Origin of the sequence: Micromonospora sp. NPDC047465 (genome assembly GCF_040643125.1) — a bacterium.
Taxonomy (GTDB): domain Bacteria; phylum Actinomycetota; class Actinomycetes; order Mycobacteriales; family Micromonosporaceae; genus Micromonospora.
The window spans coordinates 1-23,795 of record NZ_JBEYTP010000036.1 but is presented as its reverse complement, the minus strand read 5'-3'; the positions used below and the strand labels follow the sequence as shown (position 1 = coordinate 23,795).

At 74.3% G+C, this 23,795-nt stretch carries 26 protein-coding genes and 1 tRNA gene; 4 read left to right on the top strand and 23 right to left on the bottom strand.

The features are described 5' to 3' along the window. Positions 1-320: 320 nt before the first annotated feature. The 12 genes from ABZ793_RS26385 to ABZ793_RS26330 form a co-directional block, all read right to left on the bottom strand. Positions 321-908, bottom strand: a complete 588-nt coding sequence (locus ABZ793_RS26385; protein WP_357461941.1) for a MerR family transcriptional regulator — start codon at positions 906-908, stop codon at positions 321-323. A gap of 188 nt (positions 909-1,096) precedes the next feature. Next, positions 1,097-1,561, bottom strand: coding sequence for a bifunctional nuclease family protein (locus ABZ793_RS26380; RefSeq protein ID WP_089014393.1), 465 nt, complete (start codon positions 1,559-1,561; stop codon positions 1,097-1,099). A 176-nt stretch (positions 1,562-1,737) separates the two neighbouring features. Continuing rightward, positions 1,738-2,439 carry a MerR family transcriptional regulator gene (locus ABZ793_RS26375; RefSeq protein ID WP_350712558.1) on the bottom strand — a complete coding sequence of 234 codons (702 nt, stop codon included), beginning with the start codon at positions 2,437-2,439 and terminating at the stop codon, positions 1,738-1,740. Between the two features lie 50 nt (positions 2,440-2,489). After that, positions 2,490-2,942 (bottom strand): FHA domain-containing protein, encoded by a 453-nt coding sequence (locus tag ABZ793_RS26370; RefSeq protein ID WP_007071101.1) that lies wholly within the window; start codon positions 2,940-2,942, stop codon positions 2,490-2,492. A 215-nt stretch (positions 2,943-3,157) separates the two neighbouring features. Then, entirely contained in the window at positions 3,158-3,538 is a 381-nt protein-coding gene (gene gcvH, locus ABZ793_RS26365) for a glycine cleavage system protein GcvH (protein WP_357461896.1), read from the bottom strand. A gap of 55 nt (positions 3,539-3,593) precedes the next feature. Next, complete coding sequence (locus tag ABZ793_RS26360) at positions 3,594-4,577, bottom strand: DUF881 domain-containing protein (protein ID WP_357461895.1); 984 nt, start codon at positions 4,575-4,577, stop codon at positions 3,594-3,596. 10 nt (positions 4,578-4,587) lie between these two features. After that, a complete protein-coding gene (locus tag ABZ793_RS26355; RefSeq protein WP_091106953.1) occupies positions 4,588-4,920 on the bottom strand; it encodes a small basic family protein in 333 nt (110 codons plus the stop codon). Continuing rightward, positions 4,917-5,861: a DUF881 domain-containing protein gene (locus ABZ793_RS26350; protein ID WP_357461894.1), complete on the bottom strand. Its 945-nt coding sequence runs from the start codon at positions 5,859-5,861 to the stop codon at positions 4,917-4,919. Before ABZ793_RS26350 ends, ABZ793_RS26355 begins: the two co-directional genes overlap by 4 nt. Then, positions 5,858-6,421: a CDP-alcohol phosphatidyltransferase family protein gene (locus ABZ793_RS26345; RefSeq protein WP_357461940.1), complete on the bottom strand. Its 564-nt coding sequence runs from the start codon at positions 6,419-6,421 to the stop codon at positions 5,858-5,860. Before ABZ793_RS26345 ends, ABZ793_RS26350 begins: the two co-directional genes overlap by 4 nt. A 407-nt stretch (positions 6,422-6,828) precedes the next feature. Next, entirely contained in the window at positions 6,829-7,290 is a 462-nt protein-coding gene (locus ABZ793_RS26340; protein WP_357461893.1) for a MarR family transcriptional regulator, read from the bottom strand. Positions 7,291-7,343: 53 nt separating this feature from the next. Further along, positions 7,344-8,522, bottom strand: a complete 1,179-nt coding sequence (locus ABZ793_RS26335) for a PP2C family protein-serine/threonine phosphatase (protein ID WP_357461892.1) — start codon at positions 8,520-8,522, stop codon at positions 7,344-7,346. Positions 8,523-8,700: 178 nt separating this feature from the next. Next, entirely contained in the window at positions 8,701-9,447 is a 747-nt protein-coding gene (locus tag ABZ793_RS26330; protein WP_357461891.1) for an SAM-dependent methyltransferase, read from the bottom strand. Between the two features lie 119 nt (positions 9,448-9,566). Here ABZ793_RS26330 and ABZ793_RS26325 point away from each other — a divergent pair, with 119 nt between their 5' ends. The 3 genes from ABZ793_RS26325 (at position 9,567) to ABZ793_RS26315 (ending at position 11,219) form a co-directional block, all read left to right on the top strand. Beyond that, a complete protein-coding gene (locus ABZ793_RS26325; protein WP_357461890.1) occupies positions 9,567-10,448 on the top strand; it encodes a universal stress protein in 882 nt (293 codons plus the stop codon). Positions 10,449-10,530: 82 nt separating this feature from the next. Then, positions 10,531-10,743 carry a phosphatidylethanolamine-binding protein gene (locus ABZ793_RS26320; RefSeq protein ID WP_350683982.1) on the top strand — a complete coding sequence of 71 codons (213 nt, stop codon included), beginning with the start codon at positions 10,531-10,533 and terminating at the stop codon, positions 10,741-10,743. Next, on the top strand, positions 10,740-11,219 hold the full coding sequence (locus tag ABZ793_RS26315) for a hypothetical protein (RefSeq protein ID WP_357461889.1): 480 nt from the start codon (positions 10,740-10,742) through the stop codon (positions 11,217-11,219). The genes ABZ793_RS26320 and ABZ793_RS26315 overlap by 4 nt, the downstream gene beginning before the upstream one ends. Here the strand turns inward: ABZ793_RS26315 and ABZ793_RS26310 are convergent. Beyond that, positions 11,216-11,419 carry a hypothetical protein gene (locus ABZ793_RS26310; protein WP_357461888.1) on the bottom strand — a complete coding sequence of 68 codons (204 nt, stop codon included), beginning with the start codon at positions 11,417-11,419 and terminating at the stop codon, positions 11,216-11,218. The genes ABZ793_RS26315 and ABZ793_RS26310 overlap by 4 nt on opposite strands. A gap of 121 nt (positions 11,420-11,540) precedes the next feature. On the opposite strand from ABZ793_RS26310, the gene ABZ793_RS26305 reads away from it, so the two are divergent. Continuing rightward, the gene (locus tag ABZ793_RS26305) at positions 11,541-12,191 is read left to right on the top strand and encodes a hypothetical protein (protein ID WP_357461887.1); all 651 of its coding nucleotides are present in this window, start codon (positions 11,541-11,543) and stop codon (positions 12,189-12,191) included. Positions 12,192-12,198: 7 nt separating this feature from the next. On the opposite strand, the gene ABZ793_RS26300 is transcribed toward ABZ793_RS26305, so the two are convergent. The 10 genes from ABZ793_RS26300 to ABZ793_RS26255 form a co-directional block, all read right to left on the bottom strand. After that, entirely contained in the window at positions 12,199-12,369 is a 171-nt protein-coding gene (locus ABZ793_RS26300; RefSeq protein ID WP_357461886.1) for a hypothetical protein, read from the bottom strand. A 90-nt stretch (positions 12,370-12,459) separates the two neighbouring features. After that, positions 12,460-13,737: a hemolysin family protein gene (locus ABZ793_RS26295; RefSeq protein ID WP_357461885.1), complete on the bottom strand. Its 1,278-nt coding sequence runs from the start codon at positions 13,735-13,737 to the stop codon at positions 12,460-12,462. 1 nt (position 13,738) lies between these two features. After that, the gene (locus ABZ793_RS26290) at positions 13,739-13,936 is read right to left on the bottom strand and encodes a hypothetical protein (protein ID WP_350687479.1); all 198 of its coding nucleotides are present in this window, start codon (positions 13,934-13,936) and stop codon (positions 13,739-13,741) included. A 40-nt stretch (positions 13,937-13,976) separates the two neighbouring features. After that, positions 13,977-15,740 (bottom strand): selenocysteine-specific translation elongation factor, encoded by a 1,764-nt coding sequence (gene selB, locus ABZ793_RS26285; RefSeq protein WP_357461884.1) that lies wholly within the window; start codon positions 15,738-15,740, stop codon positions 13,977-13,979. Between the two features lie 2 nt (positions 15,741-15,742). Then, the gene (gene selA, locus ABZ793_RS26280) at positions 15,743-17,047 is read right to left on the bottom strand and encodes an L-seryl-tRNA(Sec) selenium transferase (RefSeq protein ID WP_357461883.1); all 1,305 of its coding nucleotides are present in this window, start codon (positions 17,045-17,047) and stop codon (positions 15,743-15,745) included. Positions 17,048-17,066: 19 nt separating this feature from the next. Next, positions 17,067-17,162 (bottom strand) — tRNA-Sec (locus ABZ793_RS26275). 45 nt (positions 17,163-17,207) lie between these two features. Next, positions 17,208-18,356 (bottom strand): NrfD/PsrC family molybdoenzyme membrane anchor subunit, encoded by a 1,149-nt coding sequence (nrfD, locus tag ABZ793_RS26270; RefSeq protein ID WP_357461882.1) that lies wholly within the window; start codon positions 18,354-18,356, stop codon positions 17,208-17,210. Next, positions 18,353-19,300, bottom strand: coding sequence for a 4Fe-4S dicluster domain-containing protein (locus ABZ793_RS26265; RefSeq protein ID WP_357461881.1), 948 nt, complete (start codon positions 19,298-19,300; stop codon positions 18,353-18,355). The genes nrfD and ABZ793_RS26265 overlap by 4 nt, the downstream gene beginning before the upstream one ends. Further along, positions 19,290-22,586: a formate dehydrogenase gene (fdh, locus tag ABZ793_RS26260; protein WP_357461880.1), complete on the bottom strand. Its 3,297-nt coding sequence runs from the start codon at positions 22,584-22,586 to the stop codon at positions 19,290-19,292. The genes ABZ793_RS26265 and fdh overlap by 11 nt, the downstream gene beginning before the upstream one ends. Before the next feature lie 268 nt (positions 22,587-22,854). Beyond that, entirely contained in the window at positions 22,855-23,451 is a 597-nt protein-coding gene (locus tag ABZ793_RS26255) for a hypothetical protein (protein WP_357456212.1), read from the bottom strand. Between the last annotated feature and the right edge of the window lie 344 nt (positions 23,452-23,795).

Genomic DNA, 23,795 nt, shown 5'->3' with positions numbered 1-23,795 from the left:
AGCCGCGCGCCGCACATAGGATTCCCGGCTACGCAAAGACTGTCAACAGCCCGACTCACGCCGAAAACGTCCACAATCGACGTTTGCCCCCGCAAGCACGCCACTCTGGACATCCCCACGCGTGCGCTTGCCCCGCATCGCCCGGTGGCCGGCGGTGGGCGTTGGCACGGCGGTGCGGGTTGCGGCGCGTGGGGTGTGGCCCGCCGGTGGTCGCGTGGGCGCTGTCGAGCCGCCCCACCTGTGGGACCACCCGTCACCGCAGGGAGTGAACACGCCGCCCCCCGGCCTGGGGCCGGGGGGCACGCGCCCCGACGCCGCGCTCAGCCCGCCCGACGCCGCGCCCGGCGCGCCGCCAACTCGTCACCCACCGGATCGCCCGCCGGCACCGATGGCGGCACCGACGTCGCGGGCTCCGCCGGCAGATGCGACAGCGAACCCTGGATCTCCTTGAACGCCCCGCCGATCGCGATGCCGAACACCCCCTGGCCGCCCTGCAACAGGTCGACCACCTCCTCCGGCGACCGGCACTCGTACACGGTCGTCCCGTCGGAGATCAACGTGATGCCCGCCAGATCCGCCACCCCACGGGACCGCAGCGCCTCGATCGCCTTCCGGATGTTCTGCAACGACACCCCGGCGTCCAGCAGCCGCTTCACCACCTTCAGGACCACCAGGTCCCGGAACGAATACAACCGCTGCGTGCCCGAACCCGACGCGTCCCGCACGCTCGGCACCACCAACCCGGTGCGCGCCCAGTAATCCAACTGGCGGTAGCTGATCCCCACCGCATGGCAGGCCGTCACACCTCGATAGCCAACGGTGTCGTCACCCTCAGTCGCCAACCCTGGCGACGTCACACCCGGCTCGTCCAGCTCCGTACCCGGATCGGGATCTCGCGGCTCGTGCATCCGGACAACCTCCCCGCCAGTGCGGTGACACGTCGTTTCCGGGACGTGCACCCCTCGACACGGCAACCCTATAGCCGCCTTCAGAGATTGCCCCGGAGGAACCGACGCGACACGCCGCGCCACGACAACGAAGATCACCCACCGCGCCGGAACGTCACCGAACGTGACGCCCGGGGAAGACACGGGACTCAGCCGGCGAAGTCCTCCGGACGCACCTGCTCCAGGAACTCGCGGAACTTCTCCACCTCGTCCTCCTGCTCGTCGGGAATCACGATCCCCGCCTCGCTGAGGACCTCCTCCGCACAACGAATCGGCGCACCGACCCGCAACGCCAACGCGATGGAATCACTCGGCCGGGCCGACACCCGCACCCCGTCACCGATCAACAGATCGGCGTAGAAGACGTTCTCCTTCAGCTCGGTGATCTCCACCGCCCGCAACGGCGCCTTCAACGCCGCCAACACGTCCCGCAGAAGATCGTGGGTCAGCGGCCGGGCCGGCTTGACCCCCTGCTGCTCGTAAGCGATCGCCGTCGCCTCGACCGCGCCGATCCAGATCGGCAGATAGCGGTCCCCCTCGACCTCCCTGAGCAGGACGATCGGCTGGTTGCTGGGCAGCTCCACCCGAACTCCGACCACGCTCAGCTCGCGCACCGCCGCCTCCGTGTCGTTGTCACCTACGCCGCACCGTGCCCTTCCCTGCACGGTACACGGACCGCGACACGGCCGTCCCATGCGCTACCCGCACCACGCCCGCGCCAGAAAGGGGTTACCCCGGCAAGCCTACGACACGCTTCCCGGGGCAGATCTTTCCCCACAACCCCGCCGGATCACCGACCCAACGTCGACCGCAACCCCACCCGCACCAACGCCGCGTGCAACTGCTGCGACAACGCCACCAACTCCCGCGCCGTCTCCGCCGCCCGCGCCCGCGCCGCCGGATCACTCTGCCGCGCCAACGGCGCCACCAACTGCGCGAACAAACCGACCTCCCGGTCCGCCGCCGTCCGGTAACCCCGCAGATGCCGCGGCTCCAACCCGTACGCCGCCAGACCCGCCACCGCCCGCGCGATGATCAACGCATCGTCGTCGTACCAACCCGGCGGATCCGACACCACCACACCGAGCCGCTCCAACTCACCCAGCGTCGACTCGTCGATCCCACTACGCGCCACCAGATCCGCCCGGCCGAGCCGCACCTGCGGCGACCCGGCCGGCTCCTCCGACACCCGCCCCGGCACCTCGCCACCCGGGCCCACCGCCACCAACGTCGGCCGCTGCCGACCCGGCGACTCCCCGGACGCGTCCCACTGCGCCAACTGATCACGGATCACCCGCAGAGGCAGATACTGGTCCCGCTGCGCGGTCAGCACGAACCGCAACCGCGCCACATCGTCCCAGCTGTACTTCCGGTAACCCGCCGCCGTCCGCTGCGGCTCCACCAGGCCCTCGGCCTCGAGAAACCGCAACTTCGAAATCGTCACGTCCGGAAAATCCACCCGCAGCTGGCCCAGCACCTCACCGATGCTCATCAACGGTCGGGCACGGGCCGCCCCGGGCGGCGTGGAGGCCGCAGGCTCGTTCACCCCCGGCCGGCCTCCTCCTCCGGGCGCGGACCGGCGATGAACACCACCCGGAACTTACCGATCTGCACCTCGTCACCGTTGCTCAACGTGGCCGCCTCGACCCGCTCCCGGTTCACGTACGTGCCGTTCAGGCTTCCCACATCCCGCACAGTGAACGTCCCACCGTCACGGTGAAACTCGGCGTGCCGCCGCGACACCGTCACGTCGTCCAGGAAAATGTCACTGTCCGGATGCCGGCCACTCGTCGTCACATCGTGATCCAAGAGGAACCGGGCACCCGCGTTCGGACCCCGGCGAACCACCAGCAGCGCCATCCCCGGCGGCAACGAACCGGACATCCGGCTCGGCACCACATCGGTATCCGGCCCCTCCAGCACTTCGTCGAGCGAACCGAGATTGAGCGTCGAAGTGACGTCGAGTGGGGGGAACTCGTCGTCTGGGCGCGTCATGGGACCACCTCACGGATCTGTTCGGTCGGCGTCGGGAAATGGCGGGTCTGGCCGCCGGGCACTCCAACACCCGGCGGCTGGCTCCCCGTGCCCGGAAAGGCAATTCCGCAACGCTCAACTATTGGGTTCTCGGTCGACTTGGCGAGCCTAGCCAGCGCCGAAATGCAGGGCAACCGGACGCGCGGACACAGCCACCACGCCCGGAGGGGACGCACTCAGCTCTCGGTGAGCTCACGATACGCGTCCGCGGACAGCAGCCCTTCGACCGCCGCCGGATCGTCCGGGGTGATCTCCACCAACCAACCCGCACCGTACGGGTCAGTGTTGATCACCTCAGGGGTGTCGCCGAGCGCCTCGTTGCGCGCCGCCACCGTACCGCCGAGCGGGGCGTAAATCTCCGACACACTCTTCGTCGACTCGATCTCACCCAACGACTCGCCCGCCGCCACCACCGCACCGACCTCGGGCAGCTGGACATACACGATGTCACCCAGGGCGTCCTGCGCGAAGTGGGTGATGCCGACCCGCACCGGGCCGCCACCGTCACCCGCCACCCACTCGTGCTCGGCGGAATACCGCAGATCCTCAGGAATCACCAGACGCGTCCTTCACCATCGACGCACCGGACACCACCGGTGCGAGCCGCGCCGGTCAGGAGACCGGACGGGCGTGTTCCAGCTTGATCGGCGCGTGCAGCGCCGAAACCTCGGCAGCCTCACGATCCTCAACGATCAACTTACCGCCGTCGCCCGTCACCGACGCCACCACCCCGCCAGGAATGTTCAACGCCGTACGCATCGTCGCCGGATCACCGATCACCGTGATCGTGAACGGACCCGTCAACCGACGCCCGTCCACCACCAACGACCCGCTCTCCCCGTCCAGGAAGTACGTCGACGCGATGATCCGCACCGTCGCCCGGTCACCGCCGGAAATCTGCATCGCCTCCGCGCCGGCGCCCCGCAACTCCTGCACCGCGTCCAACACCCGCGACGCCGAGATCGGCTTCTCACCCGCCTCGAACCGCACCGCCAACCCCGGACCCGTCGCCGGCAACGTCCCCGCCAGGATGCCCAACTCGTCGGCCCGCCGCGACGCCTCGTCCAACGCCGCCTGCCGCCCCTGCTCACCCGAACGCAACTGCCGCTGACTCTCCTCCAGCGCCGCGATGTCCTGCCGCAGCCGGACCTCCCGCGAATTCAGGTCGTACAGGATCCGGACCAGGTCCTCCTGCCGCGTCGCCGCCACCGTCGGATCCGTCGACGTCGTCTTCAACTGCACCACCAGCGTGAACCCCAGCAACGCCAGCAGCACCGCGATCATCACCCCGGCCGAGCTCACCCGCCGCCGCGGCGACCCCGCGCCCACCGACGACCCCGCGGCCGACGACGCCTCCGGCGACGACCCGCCCGACCCCTCACCGGCAGCCCGACTCAGGTCCACCGTCGCGCCCTCGTCGAACCGGTCCGGCTCCGCCACGGGCGGCTCCGCCCGCTCCGGCGCCAACGGGCTCAACTCGTCCGGATCCGGCGCGTCAGGCCGCGGGTCCGGCTCCCCCGCCGGACCCGACGGCCGCCCCGGCCCCGCCGGCTGCGGCCAACCCGTGCCCGTCTCCGTGTGCTCATCGCTGCTCATCGCCACAAACCTACGCCCGGAACAGGTGCCGGCGGATCGCCGCCACGTTCCCGAAGATCCGCACCCCGAGCACGACCACCACACCCGTGGACAACTGGCCACCCACCCCGAGCTGGTCACCCAGGTACACGATCAGACCCGCCACCAGCACGTTGGAGATGAACGACACCACGAACTGCTTGTCGTCGAAGATCCGGTCGAGCTTCGCCCGCACCCCACCGAACACCGCGTCCAACGCCGCCACCACCGCGATGGGCAGATACGGCTGCAACCCCGCCGGAACCGTGGGGTCGAGCCAGACCCCGAGGACCACACCGGCGAGCAACGCCAGCACCGCGATCATCGACCACCTCCGGAGGGGCTGGGAGACGTCCTCGAACCGGACGGCTGAGAACTGGCGGAACGGTCCGCCCCCGACGGCGACGGACTCGCGCTCGCCGGAGGCTCCGCGTAGCGTAGCCGCGGCTCCGGAGCGGCCGGCAGGGTGAGGTCCTCCGCCTCCCGCACCGCGAACGACAACCCGGTGTCCTCCGCCACCTTCCGCATCGTCAACGCGCTGCGACTGTCCTCGTACCGGTCCCGCATCGACCCCGGCCCGATCGCCGACACCTCGTACGGCCCCGTCACCGGCCGGAAGTCCACCAGGATCGCCTGCCCCGCCGACCGGATCGTCGACGTCGCCGTCAACCGCTGCCCGTTGATCGAGATCGCCTCCGCGCCGGCGGCCCACAGGTCGTTGGCGACCCCCTGCAGATCGCTGTAGATCACCCGGGACGGACCGACGTCCGCGCCCGTCACCGCGTCCGGATTCTGCGGCGCGTCCGCCAGCCGCACCACCACGCCGTCACCCCGCACCCGCCCCAGGCCCGTGCCCGCCTCCAGGGTGCGCAGCCGCGCCGCCTCCGAGCCACCCAGCGCCGCGGCCCGCTGCCGCGTCACCTCCGCCCGCAACTGGTCCGCCCGCTCCGACAACCGGTCGGTCTCGCTCTCCCGCTGCTTGATCTGCGCCACCAGGCCGGAGCGGGCCTGACTGCGCCCCGGCTCGGCCTCCAACGTCTGCCGGTACGCGACCGCGAACAGGAACCCCAGCACCACCGCCAGGACCAGGCTCACCGACCGCGCCGACCAGTGCCGCCACCCCGCCGGCGGGGCCTGCCGCTCCCGGCGCCGGGCCGCCGCGTCGGCGTACCCCGGATCCAGCGGGTTACGGAACAACTCGGTGAGGAAGTCCGGGGCGTACACCCGGTCGGACCGTCCCCGGCCCTCGCCCGGCGGCGTCGTCATGCCGACGCTCCCTCGGCGCGCACGGCCCTGACCAACCGGCTCGCCTGCACCACGTACATCGCGCCGGCCACCCAGTAGAGCACCAGTCCCCACCAGGCCAGCCCCCAACCGATCGGCCCGGCCACCGCCTCGACGCCGGGAACCGCCGCGGCGAGCAGCAGGACCGGGAAGGCGGCCAGCAACAGGAACGTCGCGGTCTTGCCGACGTAGTGCACCGGCGGCGGGCCGTACCCGTACCGCCGCAACACCGCCAGCGAACCCAGCAGGAGCAGCTCCCGGGCCAGCAGCGCCGCGGTGAACTGCCAGGGCACCACGCCCCGGGCGGTGAACCCGACCAGGGTGGCGAGGATGTAGAGGCGGTCGACGGCCGGGTCGAGCAGCTCCCCCAGCCGGCTGACCTGGCGCATCCGGCGCGCGACCCACCCGTCCACCCAGTCCGTCGTGCCGCCGACGGCCAGCACCACGATCGCGGCCACGTCGGCGTGCGCGACGAGCAGGAGATAGAGGAAGAGCGGGACGCCCAGCAGCCGGACGAAGCTGATCAGGTTCGGCAGCGTCAGGACGCGGTCGCCCGCTGCCGGTGCGCTCGTGCCGGCGCTGGCCTCCGCGTGTTCCGAGCGAGCCGGCCGACGCGACACCGAACCTCCTCCGCCACACGCTCCGACCGCCCGGCCGAGGACGGGCACCGCGAAGTTCCGTGCGCGCTGTCGGGCCGGCTGACGCCGGCACCCCCTGCGATCCCCGTACGGGACCGCCGCCTGACTCGGCCCGCGATCACGTTGATCGCGGGCCGGCTGACTGCGCTGCCACTATATCGGGCTCTTGGCCGCCTCCCCGGGTTCAGGTGTCCGGTTCTGTCGGTGCCGTTCGGGTGTCGTCGGGGCGGTCGCCACCCCTAGAGCGTCCTAGGACACTAGAGGGAAGTGGGTGGCCGCGTGGCGGGACGGGCGGCGCGCGGGGAAGGTCGTCAGGCGGTGCGGACCGAGGAGTCCGACTGCGACTCCGCCGTCGCGGCCTGCTCGAAGGCCCGCAGGGCCAGCAGCAGGTCGTGCTGCACCCGACCCGGCATCCGGTCCAGCACCGCCTGCACCGCCCGGTGCCGGCGTTCCTTCAACTCGCGCAGCAGCGTCTCGGCGGCGGCGGTCGGCACCAGCCGCACCTCCCGCCGGTCCCGGGGGTCGGCCACCCGGCGCAGCAGGCCGGTGGCCTCCAGCCGGTCGCAGAGCCGGCTCGCCGAGGACGGCACGACGTCCAACAACTCGGCCAGGCCGTTGACGTTGGTCTCCGGCCGGCTGCTGATCAGCGACAACACGCGCAGCTGCGTCGGCGAGACGGCCATCTGGTGCCGGGAGGCGGCGGAGTCGAGCACACCGACGAGCGCCTCGGCGGCGGCGTCGATCGCCGCAGCGAGATTCGGAGGTCGCTCCACCAGGTGTCCCCTGCGATCGTCCCGCTCGTGCCCGGCCGTTCCGGCGACGATCCTCACCCGTCGCCCCGGCCACCCGTGCCACGCCAGTCCAGGCAGACCACGACCGCGTCGTCGCGGAGATCCGCGTCCGCATGCCAGGCGTGCAGTTCGCGCATCACCGTACCAACCGCCTCGGTCGGCGGTTGCAGCCGCGTGGCGCGCATCGCCCGCGCCATCGCCCGCTCGCCGTACGCCCCCCGGTCACCGGGATCGGCGGCCCACACCCCGTCGCTGACCACGAAGATCCGGTCCCCGGGCGCCAGGTCGAACTCCTGGACGTCGTAACGGGCCTCGGCGAACATGCCCAGCGGCAGCTGCTGCTCCAGCGTGATCGGCGTGACGGTGCCGCCGCGCAGCCGCAGCAGGCGCGGGGAGCCGGCGTCCACCGCCCGGACCCGACCGGTCGCGGTGTCCAGTTCCAGCAGCAGCGTGGCCACGTACCGACGCCCGCGATGTTGGTAGAAGACCGTGTCGGAGGCCAGCTCGGCCTGCTCGACGAGGCTGCCGCCGGAGCGCCGGGCGTTGCGCAGCGCGTTCACGGTGACGGCCGTGAGCAGCGCCGCCGCCAGGCCGATGCCGGCGCCGTTCAACACCGTCGCCGTGAGCCGGTCACCGTCCACCGACCAGTCGAAGTGGTCCCCGCCGACCGTGTACGCCGGCTCCAGCTGGCCGGCCAGCTCGAACTCGCCGTGGCTGACGCTGCGCCCCGGCAGCAGCTCCCACTGCATCTCGGCGGCCATGCTGAGCCGCTCCCGCCGGCGCACCCGGCGGTACCGGTCGGTCTCCCGGTCCGCCGCCCGCAGGACGACCGCCAGCTCGCCGGCGATGTCCGCGACGTGGTCGACGGTCTCCGGGCCGAGCGGGGCCGGCAGCTCGACCAGGAGCACGCCGAGGCGCTCCCCCCACACCGACAGCGGCAGGTAGAGCCGGCACCGCCCCTCGTCGTCGGCGTCGGTCACCGGCTGCTGGCTGCTGAAGCAGCGCTGCGCCATGCTGCGGCAGGCGAGGAAGCCCCCGTCGGGCAGCTCCGGGTCCAGCACCGGCCACAGCCCGCTGATCCGGTAGTCGGCGATGAACACGTCCGTCCGGGACGCGCCGAGGCCGGCCCGGATGGCCCGGTCCGCCGCCTCCACCACCTGGTCGGGCGGCGCCGCACGCAACGCACGCGAGACCTGGGCCGGTGCCTCCACCATCGATCGTCCTCCGGAATACTTGCCGTAGGGCAAGCATCATACGGAGGTGTCGTCGACGGCCGGGCGGCCGGGCGGCCCGACGCCGACGGGGCGGCGTACCCGACCCGGACGGACGACCCGACGGCACGCTGCCGCCCCCGCGCGGCCTCGCGGCGGCGCGGACGGCGGGCGGGGCCGGTCAGCCGGCCGAGCGGACGGCGACCGCGCCGTGGAAGGCGTCCGGAACCTGCGCCGGCGAACCGTCGGGACGCCACCGGGTGATCGGCACGATGCCGTCGGCGGTGGGCGTCCAGCGGCCGAGCAGCGGCGCGAACGCGGCCGGCGGGCGCATCCGGAACGCCGGGCCCATCATCGCGAGGGCCTCCGGGTAGCCGGCCAGCTCCTCGGTGTCGAAGTCGACCGCCAGCAGGCTGCCCGGCGCCGTCGCCTCGTAGAGCTCGTCGAGGGTGCGGGCCAGCGTCTCGTCGTCGAGGAACGCGGCCAGGCCGAGGAACACCACCCCGACGGGCCTCCTCCCCCACCCCGGCACGAACCGGTGCAGCTGGGCACGGTCCACCGTGCCGATGTCGGTGGCGTCGCCGTAGCCGTAGCCGGCCCGGTCGCTGCCGGCGAGCAGCCGCTGGCCGAGGCGGATGGTGACCGGGTCGACGTCGGTGTAGAGCACGGTGGCGTCCGGGGCGACCTCGTGCACGTTGCCCATGGTGGGCACCCCCGCGCCGAAGACCAGGAAGCTGTCCACGCCCTCCGCGACCATCGCCCGGACCGCCCGGCCCAGGAAGGCCCGCAGCTCCCGGAAGACCGGCGCGCACGGCCCGTACGCCTGCTCGAAGGCGCGGGCCGCCGCCACGTCGACCGGGAAGTGGTGCTCCCCGCCGAGCCAGAAATCGATCATTCGCGCGGTGCTCGGCTGGTCCGGCTCCACCATCGACGACGCTCCCTCCCCGGCGGTCGTCGACAGCGTACCCACCGGTCGTCCTGGGCGGTATCGCCTCGCCGACCGGGCACCGGCCGCGATACTGGCCGGGAATCGGCGGGAGGTGGGCGGTGAACTCGGCGAACGGCGCGGCGGTGGTCGTCGGCGTGGACGGCTCGGAGGCGGCGCTGCGCGCCGTCCGGCTGGCCGCCGTCGAGGCGGCCCGCCGGAACCGGCCGCTGCGGATCGTGCACGGGTTCATCTGGCCGCTGCTGCGCGTGCCGGTGGGCCCGCCCGCCGGCGGCCCACCCGGCGCCGGCCTGCGACACCAGGCGGAGCAGCTCGTCGCCGCCGCGACCACCGAGGCCGAGGCGACGGTGCCCGGGCTGCGCGTCTCCGGCGAGATCATCGACGGGGAGGCCGCCGCGGTGCTGCTCGGCGAGTCGCCGGCCGCCGCGATGATCGTGCTGGGCGACCGGGGGCTCGGCGGGTTCTCCGCCCTGGTGGTCGGCTCCGTCGCGGTGCAGGTCGCCTCGTACGCCGACTGCCCCGTGCTCGTCGCCCGGGGCACCGACCGCCCGGACGGACCCGTCGTGGTCGGGGTCGACGGCTCCGAGACGTCCCGGCTCGCCGTGGAGTTCGCCGTCGAGGAGGCGTCGGTCCGCGACGCCCCGCTGGTCGCGCTGCACGCCTACCGGCACCCGGCGTCCACCGCGCCGGGCGACATGCAACCCCTGGTGTACGACGACACCGAGCTGCGCTCCGAGGAGGAGCGGGTGGTGGCCGAGTCGCTGGCAGGGCTGACCGAGCGGTGGCCGGACGTGCCGGTCAGCCGGGAGGCCGTGCGGGGCCGCCCCACCACCGTGCTCGCCGAGGCGTCCCGGCGGGCCCAGCTGCTCGTGGTGGGCCGGCAGGGCCGCGGCGAACTGACGGGGCTGCTGCTCGGCTCGGTGAGCCAGTCCGTGCTGCACCACGCCGACTGCCCGGTCGCCGTCGTCCACGCGCCCCGCTGAGTCGAGTGCGGGGGTTGGCCCCGACGTAGGCGGGTAGACGACCGCGGTACGCCAACGGCGAGGACGACCGGAGGAGGCAGTGATGCCAGGACCACGGCCGGGCAGCAACGCGTACGACAAGCAGCGGGCGCGCATCCGTGACGTGATCGACGACTCGGGACGACGGGTGTCGGACCGCAAGGCGAACGACGTGGCAAACCGGATCCTGCAGTCCGATCGCGGACAGCGGGGCGTCGTCCGCGGTGAGCGGGTCTACGGTCCCAAGGGCGAGCGCGAACCGGGCGACCCGAAGTGAGGGCGACGCACCTGGCCGACGGGGCGATCGCCGGCGCGGTCGGCAGCGCCGCCCTGAACGTGGTCAGCTACCTGGACATGGCGCTGCGCGCGAGGCCGGCGAGCAGCACCCCGGAGCACACCGCCGGGCGGCTGGCCGGGGCGGCGCACGTGAACCTGGGGCCCGAGGACCAGGCGGCGAACCGCCGCTCGGGCCTCGGGCCCCTGCTCGGCTACGGGATGGGCATCGCCGCCGGCGTCGGCTACGCCGTGCTCACCCGGGGCCGTCGGATGCCGCTTCCCCTGGCGGCCGGGGTGCTCGGCGGCGGCGTGATGACGATGTCCGACGGGTCGATGACCCTGCTGGGAGTGACCGACCCGCGCCGCTGGCGCCGGTCGGACTGGGTCGCCGACATCGTGCCGCACGTCGCGTACGGCATGGCGGCCGCAGCCACCTGGAACCGGCTGCGGCCGCCCGTGTCGGGCCGGGGTCGTTAGCCCCGGGCGCTCTCGTCGTCGGCGACCGGCTCCATCGCCGGGCCGTACGGCGAGACCTGCCCCCGGGGCACCGGCCGGCCCTCGTCGCCGCCGGACGAGCCTCGGTTGCGCGGGTGGCCGCCCGGGTTCGGGACCTTGCTGTACTGGCTGGTGGCGCCCTTGTCGTTGCGGCGCAGTTCCTCCTGCTGCGGATTCACCACGGGTCTTCTCCTTCCGGGGTTCGACCGTGTCCCACCTCGGTTACCCGGCGCCGTGGGTGGCATGCCGGCCCGGGCGGACGGTCGCAGGGCTGACCCGGCACCCAGCGGGTACACCCCGAGGATGGGCGACGACCGGAGGATGGCGCGGGTCCTGCTGGACCGGCGGGGCACCACGTACGCCGAGGAGGCGGGCATCCGGCTCGCCGACCGGCCCGCCCCGCTCTACCAGTTGCTGGTGCTCGCCACGCTGCTGAGCACCAGGATCCGGGCCTGCGTCGCGGTGTCGGCCGCCCGGGAGCTGTTCGCCGCCGGCTACCGGACCCCGCAGGCGATGGAGGCGGCGAGCTGGCAGGATCGCGTCGACGCGCTGGGCCGGGGCCACTACCGCCGCTACGACGAGCGGACCTCGACGATGCTCGGCACCGGCGCCCGGCTGTGCCTGGACCGCTGGCGGGGCGACCTGCGCCGGCTGCACCGCGAGGCCGACGGCGAGCCGCCCGCGCTGCGCCGGCTGCTGACCGAGTTCCCCGGCATCGGCCCGACCGGCGCCGACATCTTCCTGCGCGAGGCGCAGGTGGTCTGGCCGGACCTGCGCCCGTACGCCGACCGCCGCGCCCTGTCCGGCGCGGAGCGGCTCGGCCTGCCCCGCTCGCCGGACAAGCTGGCCGGGCTGGTCGAGCCGGCCGACTTCGGCAGGCTCGCCTCGGCGCTGGTGCGGGTGTCGCTCGGCGAGGAGTCCGCCGGCGAGGTCACCCGCGCCGCCGGGCGGTGAGGCAGGCTCACTTGACCGGCTTGTCGCCCGGCTTCGTCAGGTTCCACACCAGCAGCGCCGCCAGCAGCGCGAGCACCACGAGCCCGCCCGACACGCCGCGACCGTCCTCCTCGCTGCGGCCGGTGGTGCCGAAGTAGATCACCGCGAGCCCGGCCAGCACGGTGACGAACGTCCGCATCCCTCGGTCCTTCACGTACCGGACGGTACGACCGCCCCAGGCCCGGCGTGGCCGGTTCGTCCGGATTCACCCGACCGTGGCGGCCCCGGGTCAGGCCCCGGTGGCGACGCCCCGCAGCCGGACCCGGCGGATCGTCCGGCCGGACACCTCCACCACCTCGACGGTCAGCCCCGGCAGATGCACCGTCTCCCCGGGCCCGGTCGGCAGGTGCCCCAGCCCGGCCAGCACCAGCCCGGCCACCGTCGTGTACTCCCGCGACGGCCGGAAGTGCAGCCGCACCCCGACATCGGCCAGGTCGTGCAACGGGAAGTCGCCGGGCAGCAGCAGCGAACCGTCCGGCTCCCGGGCCACCCCGGTCACGTCCCGGTCGGTCTCGTCGTACAGCTCCCCCACCACCTCCGCCAGCAGGTCCTCCAGGGTCACCAGGCCGTCGACCCCGCCGTGCTCGTCGACGACCAGGGCGAGCTGCTGGTGGCACAGCCGCAGCCGGCGCAGCGCGTCGGACACCGGCAGGGTGCCGGGCAGCAGCAGCGGCGGGCGCGCCCGGTCGCCGACCGCCGCCGCGCCCGCCGCGACGAGGTCCCGGATGTGCACCACGCCGCGCACGTCGTCCAGCCCCCCGGGCCCGACGACGGGGGCACGGGACCGGCCGGCGGCGGCGAGCCGACGCAGCCCCTCGTCGGCGGGCAGGGTCGCGGGGAGCGCGGTCACCTCCAGCCGGGGGACGAGGATCTCCCGCAGCGTCCGGCCGGCGATGTCGAACGCTCCGGTGAGGATCTCCCGCTGCTGCGCGGACAGGCCCCGCTGGCTGACCACGATCTCCCGCAACTCCTCCTCGGTCATCTCCGTACGACTGGCCCGCGGGTCCCCGCCGGCGAGCCGCACCACCACGTCGGTGGCCTTGCTCAGCAACCAGACCGCCGGTCGGGACAGCCGGGCCAGCAGGTCCAGCGGGCCGGCGCTGAGCAGCCCCCACCGCTCCGCGCGCTGCATCGCCAGCCGCTTCGGCGCCAGCTCGCCGACGACCAGGGTGACGAAGGTGAGCAGCACGGTGACCAGGACGACCGCTGCGCCCCGCGCGGCTTCGCCGAGGAAGCCCAGCGGCCCGACCAGCGGCTCGGCCAACGAGACCGCGGCGGCGGCGGAGGCGAGGAACCCGGCGAGGGTGATGCCGAGCTGGATGGTGGCCAGGTAGCGGTTGGGGTCGCGGACCAGCCGCGCCAGCCGCTCCCCCGAACGGCTACGCCGACCCAGCTGCCGCACCTGCCCCTCGCGCAGCGTCACGAGCGCCATCTCGCTGCCCGACAGGGCCGCGTTGACGAGCACCAGCACGGCCACCAGCGCGAGCTGCCCGAGCGGTGCCCCCATGTCAGTCGACCTCCAGGTCGTCGAGGGAGATCTTGTGCGTCATCAGCCACCGCGCCAGCGCCGACATCCCGAACAGCCACAGCGGCGCCGACTCGGTGGTGCCGTTCGTCGCGAAGATCGCGAAGCGCAGGTCCGGAGCGCGGTACGCCTCGATCCGCCATTTGTGCTGCTTGTCCCGCCAGACCGCGGAAGGGTCCATGGCGCCACGCTAGGCGACCGGCCGCCCCGCCGGGGCGGCTTCAGGACGGGGCCGCGACCACGACCCGGGCGTCGTCGGGCAGCCGCCGGGTGGCGCCCCGGCGGTCCAGCAGCTCCAGCAGCGGCACGGCGACGCGGCGGGTGGTGTCCAACGCCTGCCGGGCGGCGCTGAGCGTGAACGGCTGCGGCAGCCCGGCCAGCACCCGCACGGCCTCGTCGACCGCGCCGGGCAGCAGCACCACGTTCTCGGCGACCCGCAGCAGCGCACCGGCCCGCACCGCCGCGCCGATCTCCCGGGGCCCCAGACCCAGCTCCGCCAGGCGCTCGGCCTCGGGGGCCCGGAACGGGCGGTCGGCATACTCGGCGCGGACCCGGGCGACGGCGCGGGCCACCGGCTCCGGCAGCGCGTCGGCGGCGGCCGCGGTGACCCGGCCGGCGTGCAGCCGCAGCGGCGGCCGGACCAGCGCCTCTACCAGCGCCCGGTCGGGCAGGTCGAGGCGCTGCCGCAGCAGCTCCACCGGCGCGCCCGGCTCCAGCGGGTGCTCCCGGGCGTGCCGGGCCACCTCCCCGCCCAGCCGGGTGCCGAGCCGCCGCCAGTGCTCCGGGTCGGCCAGCCAGTCCCCGACGACGGGCTGCCCGGTCACCTCGACGCCGGTGCGGACCAGGTCGGCGGCGCGGGCCAAGCCCCGGCGGCGCAGCTCGCCGGCCAGGTCGGGCCGGCCGTCCACGGTCGCCAGCACGGCCGCGCGGGCAGCCGCCGCGCCCCGGCGGGTCAGCGGCGGCGGCGCGACGTCCAGCACGGTCACGCCGCCGGCCACGTGGTGCCGGCCCGGGTCGCGCAGCAGCGCCCGGTCGCCGACCAGCAGCGGCAGCGGCCGGGCCAGCCGCAGCCGGACGGTGTCCGCGCCCAGCGGTCGCACCCGGGCGGGCACCGCCGCCGCGCCGACGTGCAGGGTCAGGGTGGCGGGCAGCTCCGCCGCGGGGTCGCCGGCCAGCCGGACGTCCAGCAGGTCGGTGCGGTGGAACCGGCCCGGGGTGAGCAGGGCGTCGCCGCGGCCGACCCGGCCCCGGGGCGTACCGCGCAGGTTGACCGCCACCCGGGCGACCGCGGTGACCTCCGACCGGGCCTCGCCGAGGCGGTGCAGGCCACGCACCCGCACCGGCTCGCCGGTGGCGGCGAGTTCCAGCTCGTCGCCCACCCGCAACCGGCCGGCGCCGAGCGTGCCGGTGACCACCGTGCCGGCGCCGCGCACGGTGAACGCGCGGTCCACCCACAACCGCACCGGGACGTCCGCCGCCGGGGCGGGCAGCCGGGCCGCGAGCCGGTCCAGGGCCGCGCGCAGCTCCGGCAGGCCGGCGCCGGTCACCGCGCTGACCGCCACCGTGTCGACCGCGCCGAGGGAGGTGGCCGCCAGCTCGACCCGGGCCCGGGCCGCCGCCGGCCCCGGGTCCGCCAGGTCCGCGCGGGTCACCACCAGCAATCCGTACGACACCCCGAGCGCGTGCAGCGCGGCCAGGTGCTCGGCCGACTGCGGCATCCAGCCCTCGTCGGCGGCGACCACGACCAGCGCGGCGGGCACCGGGCCGACGCCGGCGAGCATGTTCGGCACGAAACGCTCGTGCCCCGGCACGTCGACGAACGCGACCGTCCCACCGGACGGCAGCGTGCTCCAGGCGAAGCCGAGGTCGATGGTCATGCCCCGGCGGCGCTCCTCCGCCCACCGGTCGGGTTCCATCCCCGTCAGCGCCCGGACCAGGGTCGACTTGCCGTGGTCGACGTGCCCGGCGGTGGCCACCACGAACACGTTCAGCCGTCCCCCGACACGCGCAGCACGGCGGCGCGGACGGCGGCGTCGGCGTCGGCGGGCACGCAGCGCAGGTCCAGCAGCAGCCGCCCACGGACGACCCGGCCGAGCACGGGCGGGTCGCCCACGCGCAGCGGCTCCGCGTACCGCTCGGGCAGGCTCAGCGCCCACGAGTCCAGCTCCACGCCCGGGGCGCCGCCACCGCCGACGACCGCGCCGGCCGGCACCACCTCCGCCTTGCACCCGTCGGCCGCGAGGGCGTCCCGCAGCCGCTCGGTACGCGCCCGCAGCGCGCCGGGGTCGGCGTGCAACGCGGCCCGCGTGGGCGTGACCGGGTCGGCGAGGGTGGCCGCGAGCGCGGCCAGGGTCAGCTTGTCCACCCGCAGCGCCCGGGCGAGGGGGTGCCGGCGCAGCCGTTCGACCAGGTCGGCGGCGCCGAGCAGCAGCCCCGCCTGCGGCCCGCCGAGCAGCTTGTCGCCGCTGGCGGTGACCAGGGCCGCCCCGGCCCGCAGGGTGCCGGCCGCGTCGGGCTCGTCGGGCAGCAGCGGGTCGGGGGCGAGCAGCCCCGAGCCGATGTCGGCGACCACCGGCACACCGAGGGAGGCGAGCCGCCGCACCGGCACCGCCGAGGTGAAGCCGGTGACCTGGAAGTTCGACGGGTGCACCTTCAGCACGAAGCCGGTACGCGGGCCGAGCGCCGCGGCGTAGTCGTCGAGCGTGGTGCGGTTGGTGGTACCCACCTCGCGCAGCCGCGCGCCGGTGCTCTCCAGCAGCTCGGGCAGCCGGAACCCGTCGCCGATCTCCACCAACTCGCCCCGGCTGACCACGATCTCGGCGTCGGCGGCGAGCGCGGTGGCGGCGAGCACCAGCGCGGCGGCGCCGTTGTTGACCACGTGCACCGCGCCGGCGGCGGGCACCGCGGCGGCGAGCGCGTCGAGGGCGTCGCGGCCGCGCCGGGCCCGCCGGCCGGTGCGCAGGTCCAGCTCGACGTCGGTGTGTCCGGCGGCGGCGGTGACCGCCGCGACGGCGGCGGGCGACAGCGCGGCCCGGCCCAGGTTGGTGTGCAGCACCACCCCGGTGGCGTTGAGCACGGCCCGGGGCGCGGGCGCCGGCAGGGCGGCCAGCGCGGCGTCGCGTACGGCATCGGGGCTGATCTCGCCGCGGCGGGCCCGCTCCTGCGCCCGCCGGACGGCGGCCTTGACGCGGTCCCGCCCGAGGGTCTGCGCCGCGGCGGTCAGCCGGGGGTCGGCGAGCAGCGCGTCGGTGCGCGGCACCCGCCGGCGCGGATCGGCTGCGACGTCCCCCATGCCCCCTCTTCCGGCAGTTTGGCGGAGACGGACGGGAATCGAACCCGCCTGACCCGGGTCCCGGGCCACACCGGTTTTGAAGACCGGGAGGGGCACCAGCCGCCTGAACGCCTCCAGGCAGCAGTGAACCACAGGCCGGGTGGGCGTGAACGGTGGGGCGTCAGCCCTCGGCGGCGCGCCGCCGGCCGAGGCGTTCCCGCTGCGGCACCACCGTGTACTTCGGATCCTTTGCCGAGGCGACGCCGCCGTAGAAGATGCCGAACCGGGTGGCCACCGACGCGACCAGCAGGGCCGTCCCGGACAGGGCGGAGACCGCCCGGCTGCGCCGGCCGAGCAGCGCGCCGGCCACCCCGGCCGCGGTCAGGGCCCGCCCGGCGCGCAGCAGCCGGCCGGGCCGCCCGGTGCGGTAGGGCTCGCTGAGCAGCCCGAGCCGGGTCTCCACCCGGTGCGCGCCGAACAGTTCCAGGGCGGCGCCCGCCACCGCCATCCGGCGGGCCGGGCCGGCCTGCGCGGTCGGCGCGGCGATCAGCCCCACGCCGGCGCCGCTGGCCAGCGCGCTGCCCGCGAAGACCGTCGGCAGCTCCGGGTACGCCTCGTGCCAGGACGGCACGGCCGTGTCGGCCAGCAGCACGCCGGTGTACGTGGCCAGCGCCGGCGCGGTCGCCGCGGCGGCCAGCCCGGCGGCGTGCCCCACCGGCGGCAGCAGCCGACGGGCGAGCCCGAGCGGCCCCCGCTCGGGCAGCCACGCCGCGCCCTCGGCGACCGCCGCGATCCCGGCGGCCGGGCCGTACGCGCTGAGGATCCAGGTGCCCACGGACATCGGCGAGGTCGGCTTGGCCACCCGCAGCATGTGGTGGAACCGGGCCGGCCGCCCCAGGTCCTTGACCAGGAAGACGGCGCTGGCGGTGACCGCCACCAGCGCGGTGACCCGGCCGGCGCGGCGCAGCGCGGGCCGCCCGGTGACCTGCCCGCCCGCCGCCAGCAGCGACGAGCCGGCCGCCAGCCCGCCGGTGAACAGGTACGCCGCGATGTCCCACTTCCAGACGGGCGCCTTGAGGATCGGCCGGCCGTAGTAGGAGGTGAACTCGGCCTCCGGGACGGTCAGCTCCTCGCCGCCGCGCCGGCCGCCGCCCCGCCGCCGGGGCCGTCCTGGCGCACGGGTCGACGCCGGCGCGGCGGACCCGCCGGGTGGCGCCCCTGGCGAGCCGGCGGCGACCTCGCCGGGGCCGGCCGGTCCGCCGGGAACGCCGGCGTCGAGGCGATCGCGGAAGCGGCGGAACAGGTCTCCCACCGGGCGGTCCGGACTCATGAGGAACCTCCGACGAACGCGGCGACGGCCGCCGCCGCCATGGCCAGGGCCGCCAGGCCGGCCCGCTTCCACATCCTCGGCAGGTCCCGGGTGGTGACCACCGGGTCCGGGGGCAGGCCGTACACCTCGGGCTCGTCGAGCAGCAGGAAGAACGCGCCGTCGCCGCCGACCCCGTCGTCGGGGTCGTGCCCGTAGAGCCGCGCCTCGGTGACGCCGCGCTCGTGCAGGGTCGCCACCCGGGCGGCGGCCCGCTCCCGCAGCTCGTCGAGGGGACCGTACTGGATGGACTCCGTCGGGCACGCCTGCGCGCAGGCGGGGACCTTCCCGGCACCGATCCGGTCGTAGCACAGCGTGCACTTCCACGCCCGGCCGTCGCCCTTGCGCTGGTCGATGACACCGTAGGGGCAGGCGGAGATGCAGTAGCCGCAGCCGTTGCAGATGTCCTCCTGCACCACCACCGTGCCGAACTCGGTGCGGAACAACGCCCCGGTGGGGCAGACATCCAGGCAGGCCGCGTGGGTGCAGTGCTTGCAGACATCGGACATCATCAGCCAGCGGAAGTCGCTGCGCCCCTCCGCGCCGCCGGCCCGCCCCGGCGGCTGCGCCCCGGGCATGCCCAGGAACTCCGGCCCGGCGCTCCGACCGGCCGTCGCGGCGCCGGCGAGCGGCGGCCTGCGGTGCCCGGCCGGGCGGGGCTGCTCGACGAACGCCACATGCCGCCACGAGTTCGCGGTCAGCGCGCCGGTGTTGTCGTACGACATGCCGAGCAGGTCCAGCCCCGAACCGGGGACGTCGTTCCACTCCTTGCAGGCCACCTCGCACGCCTTGCAGCCGATGCAGACGCTGGTGTCGGTGAAGAAGCCCATCCGGGGCGGGGCGTCGACCCAGCCCGCGTCCGGGGCGGGATCGAGCGGCCCGGACAGGCTGTTCGGGTCAGGAAGCATCACGGTCCTCCCCGGCGCCGTCGGTCGGGGCCGGCGCCGGAAACGCCCCCGGGGTGAGGGTCGAGGGCGGATGGCCGGGGACGATACCCGCCCGCCGCCGGTAGTCCGCCACCATGTCCCGCAGGGCTGCCCCGGTGGGCCGCCGCCCCGGGCGCACGTCGCAGGTGCCGACCTTGCTCTCCTGGATGAGCACGTTCGGGTCCAGGGTGATCCCGAACAGGTCGTTGGCCGAGTCGCCCGTCACCAGGCCCTCGAACCCGAAGTGGTACGGCAGCCACACCTGGTGGATCACCCGGCCGTCCACCCGCAGCGGGGCCAGCCGGTCGGTGACCAGCACCTTCGCCTCGATCACCGCCCGCCCACTGACCAGGTGCGCCCAACCCAGGTGCGCCAGGCCCCGCTCGGCCGCCACCTCCGGCGACACCTCCACGAACATCTCCGGTTGCAGCTCCGCCAGGGTCCGCACCGTGCGGCTCATCCCGCCCGCCGTGTGGTGCTCGGTGAGCCGGCTGACCGTGAACACGTACGGGAAGACCGCGCTGTGCTCCTGCGGCGGGCTCGGGTTCACCGAGTTGACGGGGTGCGCGTACACCTTGCGGGTGGGGTTGGCCTGCTGCCGGTAGAGCGGGTTGCGCACCGGCGACTCGGCCGGCTCGTAGTGCGTCGGCAGCGGCCCGTCGAGCACCCCGCTGGGCGCGTACAGCCAGCCCTTCCCGTCGCCCTGCATGACGAACGGGTCGTCGCCCGCGATCCCCTCCGGGCCGGTCGCGCCCTCCGGCGGCCGGTACGTCGGCGGCTTCGTCTTCTCGAAGTCCGGCACGTCGTAGCCGGTCCACTCCCCGGCGTCGGGATCCCACCAGACGTAGCGCTTGCGCTCGCTCCACGGCCGGCCCTGCGGGTCGGCGGAGGCGCGGTTGTAGAGGGTGCGCCGGTTGGCCGGCCACGCCCAGCCCCACTCGGCGGCCACCCAGTCCTGCTCGTGCCGGGGCTTGCGCCGGGCCGCCTGGTTGACGCCGTCGGCGTACACGCCGGAGTAGATCCAGCAGCCGACGGCGGTCGAGCCGTCGGCGCGGGCCTCGGTGAACGTGGACAGCGGACGGCCCGTCGCCACGTCGTACCCGTTGATCTCGCGCAGCACCGCCTCGGCGCTCGGCTCGGCGTGCGGACCGTGCGTGGGATAGTCCCAGGCCAGGTCGAGCAGCGCCCGGTCGCGCGGCAGATCGGAGCCGGCCAGCTTCTCCCGCAGCCGGCGCCCCAGGTGGTAGAAGAACCACAGGTCGGAGCGGGCGTCGCCCGGCGGGTCGACGGCCTTCTCCCGCCACTGCAGCAGCCGCTGGGTCTGGGTGAAGGTGCCCTCCTTCTCCACGTGCGACGCGGCCGGCAGGAAGAACACCTCCGTCCTGCACTCGGTCGGCACGATCTCGCCCGTGGCCACCTCCGGGCCGTTGCGCCAGAACGTGGCGCTCTCGATCATGAAAAGGTCGCGGACCACCAGCCAGTCCAGGTTCGCCATGCCCAGCCGCTGGGCGCGGCCGTGCGCCGAGCCCACCGCCGGGTTCTGCCCGAGCAGGAAGTAGCCCTTCACCTTCCCGTCGATCATGTTCAGCACCTGCTGGTACGTCCCGTGGTCGCCCGTCATCCGGGGCAGGTACCCGTAGCAGAAGTCGTTCTCCGCCGTCGCCGCGTCCCCCCAGTACGCCTTGAGCAGGCTGGCCGCGTACGCGCCGGCGTCGCCCCAGGAACCCTTCTGGCCGGGGCGGCGGAAGCTGTCCACCCACCGCCGGAAGGTGGTGTGATCGGCGCGCGGCATCGGCAGGTAGCCGGGGAGCAGGTTGTACAGCGTCGGGATGTCGGTGGAGCCCTGGATGCTGGCGTGCCCGCGCAGGGCCAGGATCCCCCCGCCGGGGCGGCCCATGTTGCCCAGCAGCAGCTGGATGATCGCGCCGGTGCGGATGTACTGCACGCCGACGCTGTGCTGCGTCCACCCGACCGAGTAGATCAGCACGCCGGTGCGCTCGCGGCCGGAGTTCTCCGCCCACGCCCGGGCCAGCTCCAGGAACCTCTCCTGCGGGATGCCGCAGACCCGCTCCACCATCTCCGGCGTGTAGCGGGCGAAGTGTCGCCTGAGGATCTGGTAGACGCAGCGCGGATGCTGCAACGTCTCGTCCCGCTCCACCCGACCGCTCACCTGCGCGCCGTGCGACTCGTGGAGCAGCCCGGCCGCGCTGTCCCGCTCCTTCGCGGTGTGCCCGCTGCCGGAGTCGGTCTCGTGGCCCGCGTACTGCCAGGAGTCCTGCACGTAGCTGCCGGTCTCCGGGTCGAAGCCGGAGAAGAAACCGTCGCCGTCCTCGGCGTCGACGAACTGGTCGCTGACGATCGTCGCGGCGTTCGTGTAGGCCAGCACGTACTCCCGGAAGTCCAGCTCGTTCTCCAGGATGTACCGCACCACCCCGCCGAGCAGCGCGATGTCGGAGCCCGCGCGGATCGGCAGGTAGGTGTCGGCCAGCGCGCTGGTGCGGGTGAACCGCGGGTCGACGTGGAACACCCTGGCGCCGCGCCGCTTGGCCTCCATCACCCACTGGAAGCCCACCGGGTGGGCCTCGGCCATGTTCGAGCCCTGGATGACGATGACGTCAGCGTTGGCGACGTCCTGCTGGAAGTCCGTCGCGCCACCGCGACCGAAGCTGGCCCCCAGACCGGGGACGGTGGCGGAGTGTCAAATGCGCGCCTGATTCTCGATCTGGAGCGCCCCCATCGCCGTGAACAGCTTCTTGATGAGGTAGTTCTCCTCGTTGTCCAGCGTCGCCCCGCCCAGGCTGGAGATCCCCAGCGTGCGGTTGAGCGGCCGGCCCTTGGGGTCGACGTCCTCCCACGTCTCGGCGCGGGCGGCGAGGATCCGGTCGGCGATCATGTCGACCGCGACGTCGAGATCCAGGTCCTCCCACTCCGTGCCGTAGGGGCGCCGGTAGCGGACCTTCGTCTGCCGCAGCGGGCTCGTGACGAGACTCCTGCTGGCCGAGCCCTTCGGGCAGAGCCGGCCCCGGGAGATCGGGCTGTCCGGATCGCCCTCGATCTGGGTGACCCGGCCGTCCGAGACGTAGACACGTTGGCCGCAGCCAACCGCGCAGTAGGGGCAGACCGAGCGGGCCATCCGGTCGGCGGTCTCGGTGCGCGCGGTCAGCCCGGCCGAGCGCGCCGACTGCGCGGCGGCGCCCCGGCCCAGCGGATCGGTGCCGGTGAGCTGCCGGTAGACCGGCCAGCCCTCGATGAAGGTCCGCAGACCCATCCCGCGACACCCCCTCCCTCAGCCCGAACGCCGTCGACCCCTCGCACACTAGGGCAGCCCGCACCCCGGCCGCGACCCGAGACCCCGATCACCACCCGACGGTCACCGTCCGCGCCCGCGACGTCGCCATTGGCGTACGCAGACAGCCCCACCCCCGAGCCGGATCGGCTCGGGGGTGGGGCGAGGTCGGGTGGATGTGCCGCTGGCCGGCGCCCGTGTCGGGTGCCGGCCAGCGTTCCCCCTTGTGGTGAAAGTCTGTCTCTGTGGGTCAGTTGTTCCAGTGCTTGGCGACGAGGTCGGCGGCCTGCTGCTCCCACTGGGCGTAGTGGTCCGGGTACGCCGACACCTGCACGGTCTGCGCGGCCTCGGTCAGCGGCATGTCCTGCCACCCGTCGACCTGCTTCAGACCCTTCAGGAACGCCATCGTCGAGTACTCGGGGTCGGTGATCTGCTCCACCGTGCCCCAACCCGAGGACGGGCGCTGCTGGAACAGGCCCTGCGAGTCGTGGTCGTTGCGGTCACCCAGATGACCCAGGTTCTCCAGCTTCGACTCCTGCAACGCCGTCGCGATCGACACCACGGCGGCCCGCTCGTCCATGCCGGCCTTCTTCGTCGCCGCGATGATCGCCTTCACGTTACCGACCTGCTCGTCCGACAGGTCGATGCGCGACTGCGCACCCTGCACACCGTGCGGGATCAGCTTCGCGGTGTCCACGGCCGGCTTGTCCGCCGCCACGGCCACGGCGGTGATCGGGGTGCTCTCGACCGTCGGGGCGGCGTGAGCAGCGGCCGGACCGGCGAACACACCACCGGCGAAGGCCAGACCAGCAATACCGAGAACGCTCTTACGCATGATCGTGTTCATCAGATGCTCCATTCGGGGGTTGGCACCACACGCCGAAGGGGGGTTCAGCGGGGCGCAAGCACCGTCCGGCGCTCAACAAACTCGGGGGATCCGGCGCGTGCCGCGCCGGGAAGAATCAGACCGGCCATATCTGGAGACCACGGGAGTGGCCTGTGTCGCGGGGCGAGGGGGTCGCCCCTTCACTGGCCGGGACCATGTGTAACGACGGCGGCCCACCATCATTCCGGGGCCGGGGCCGGGGCCGGGGTCCGCATACCAACCCCTGTCGGGGCGGCGGCGTGGTCGTGCTCGGTCGTACGCATGGTGTAACGACCCCGGCCCGGCCACGATTCCGCGCCCACGAT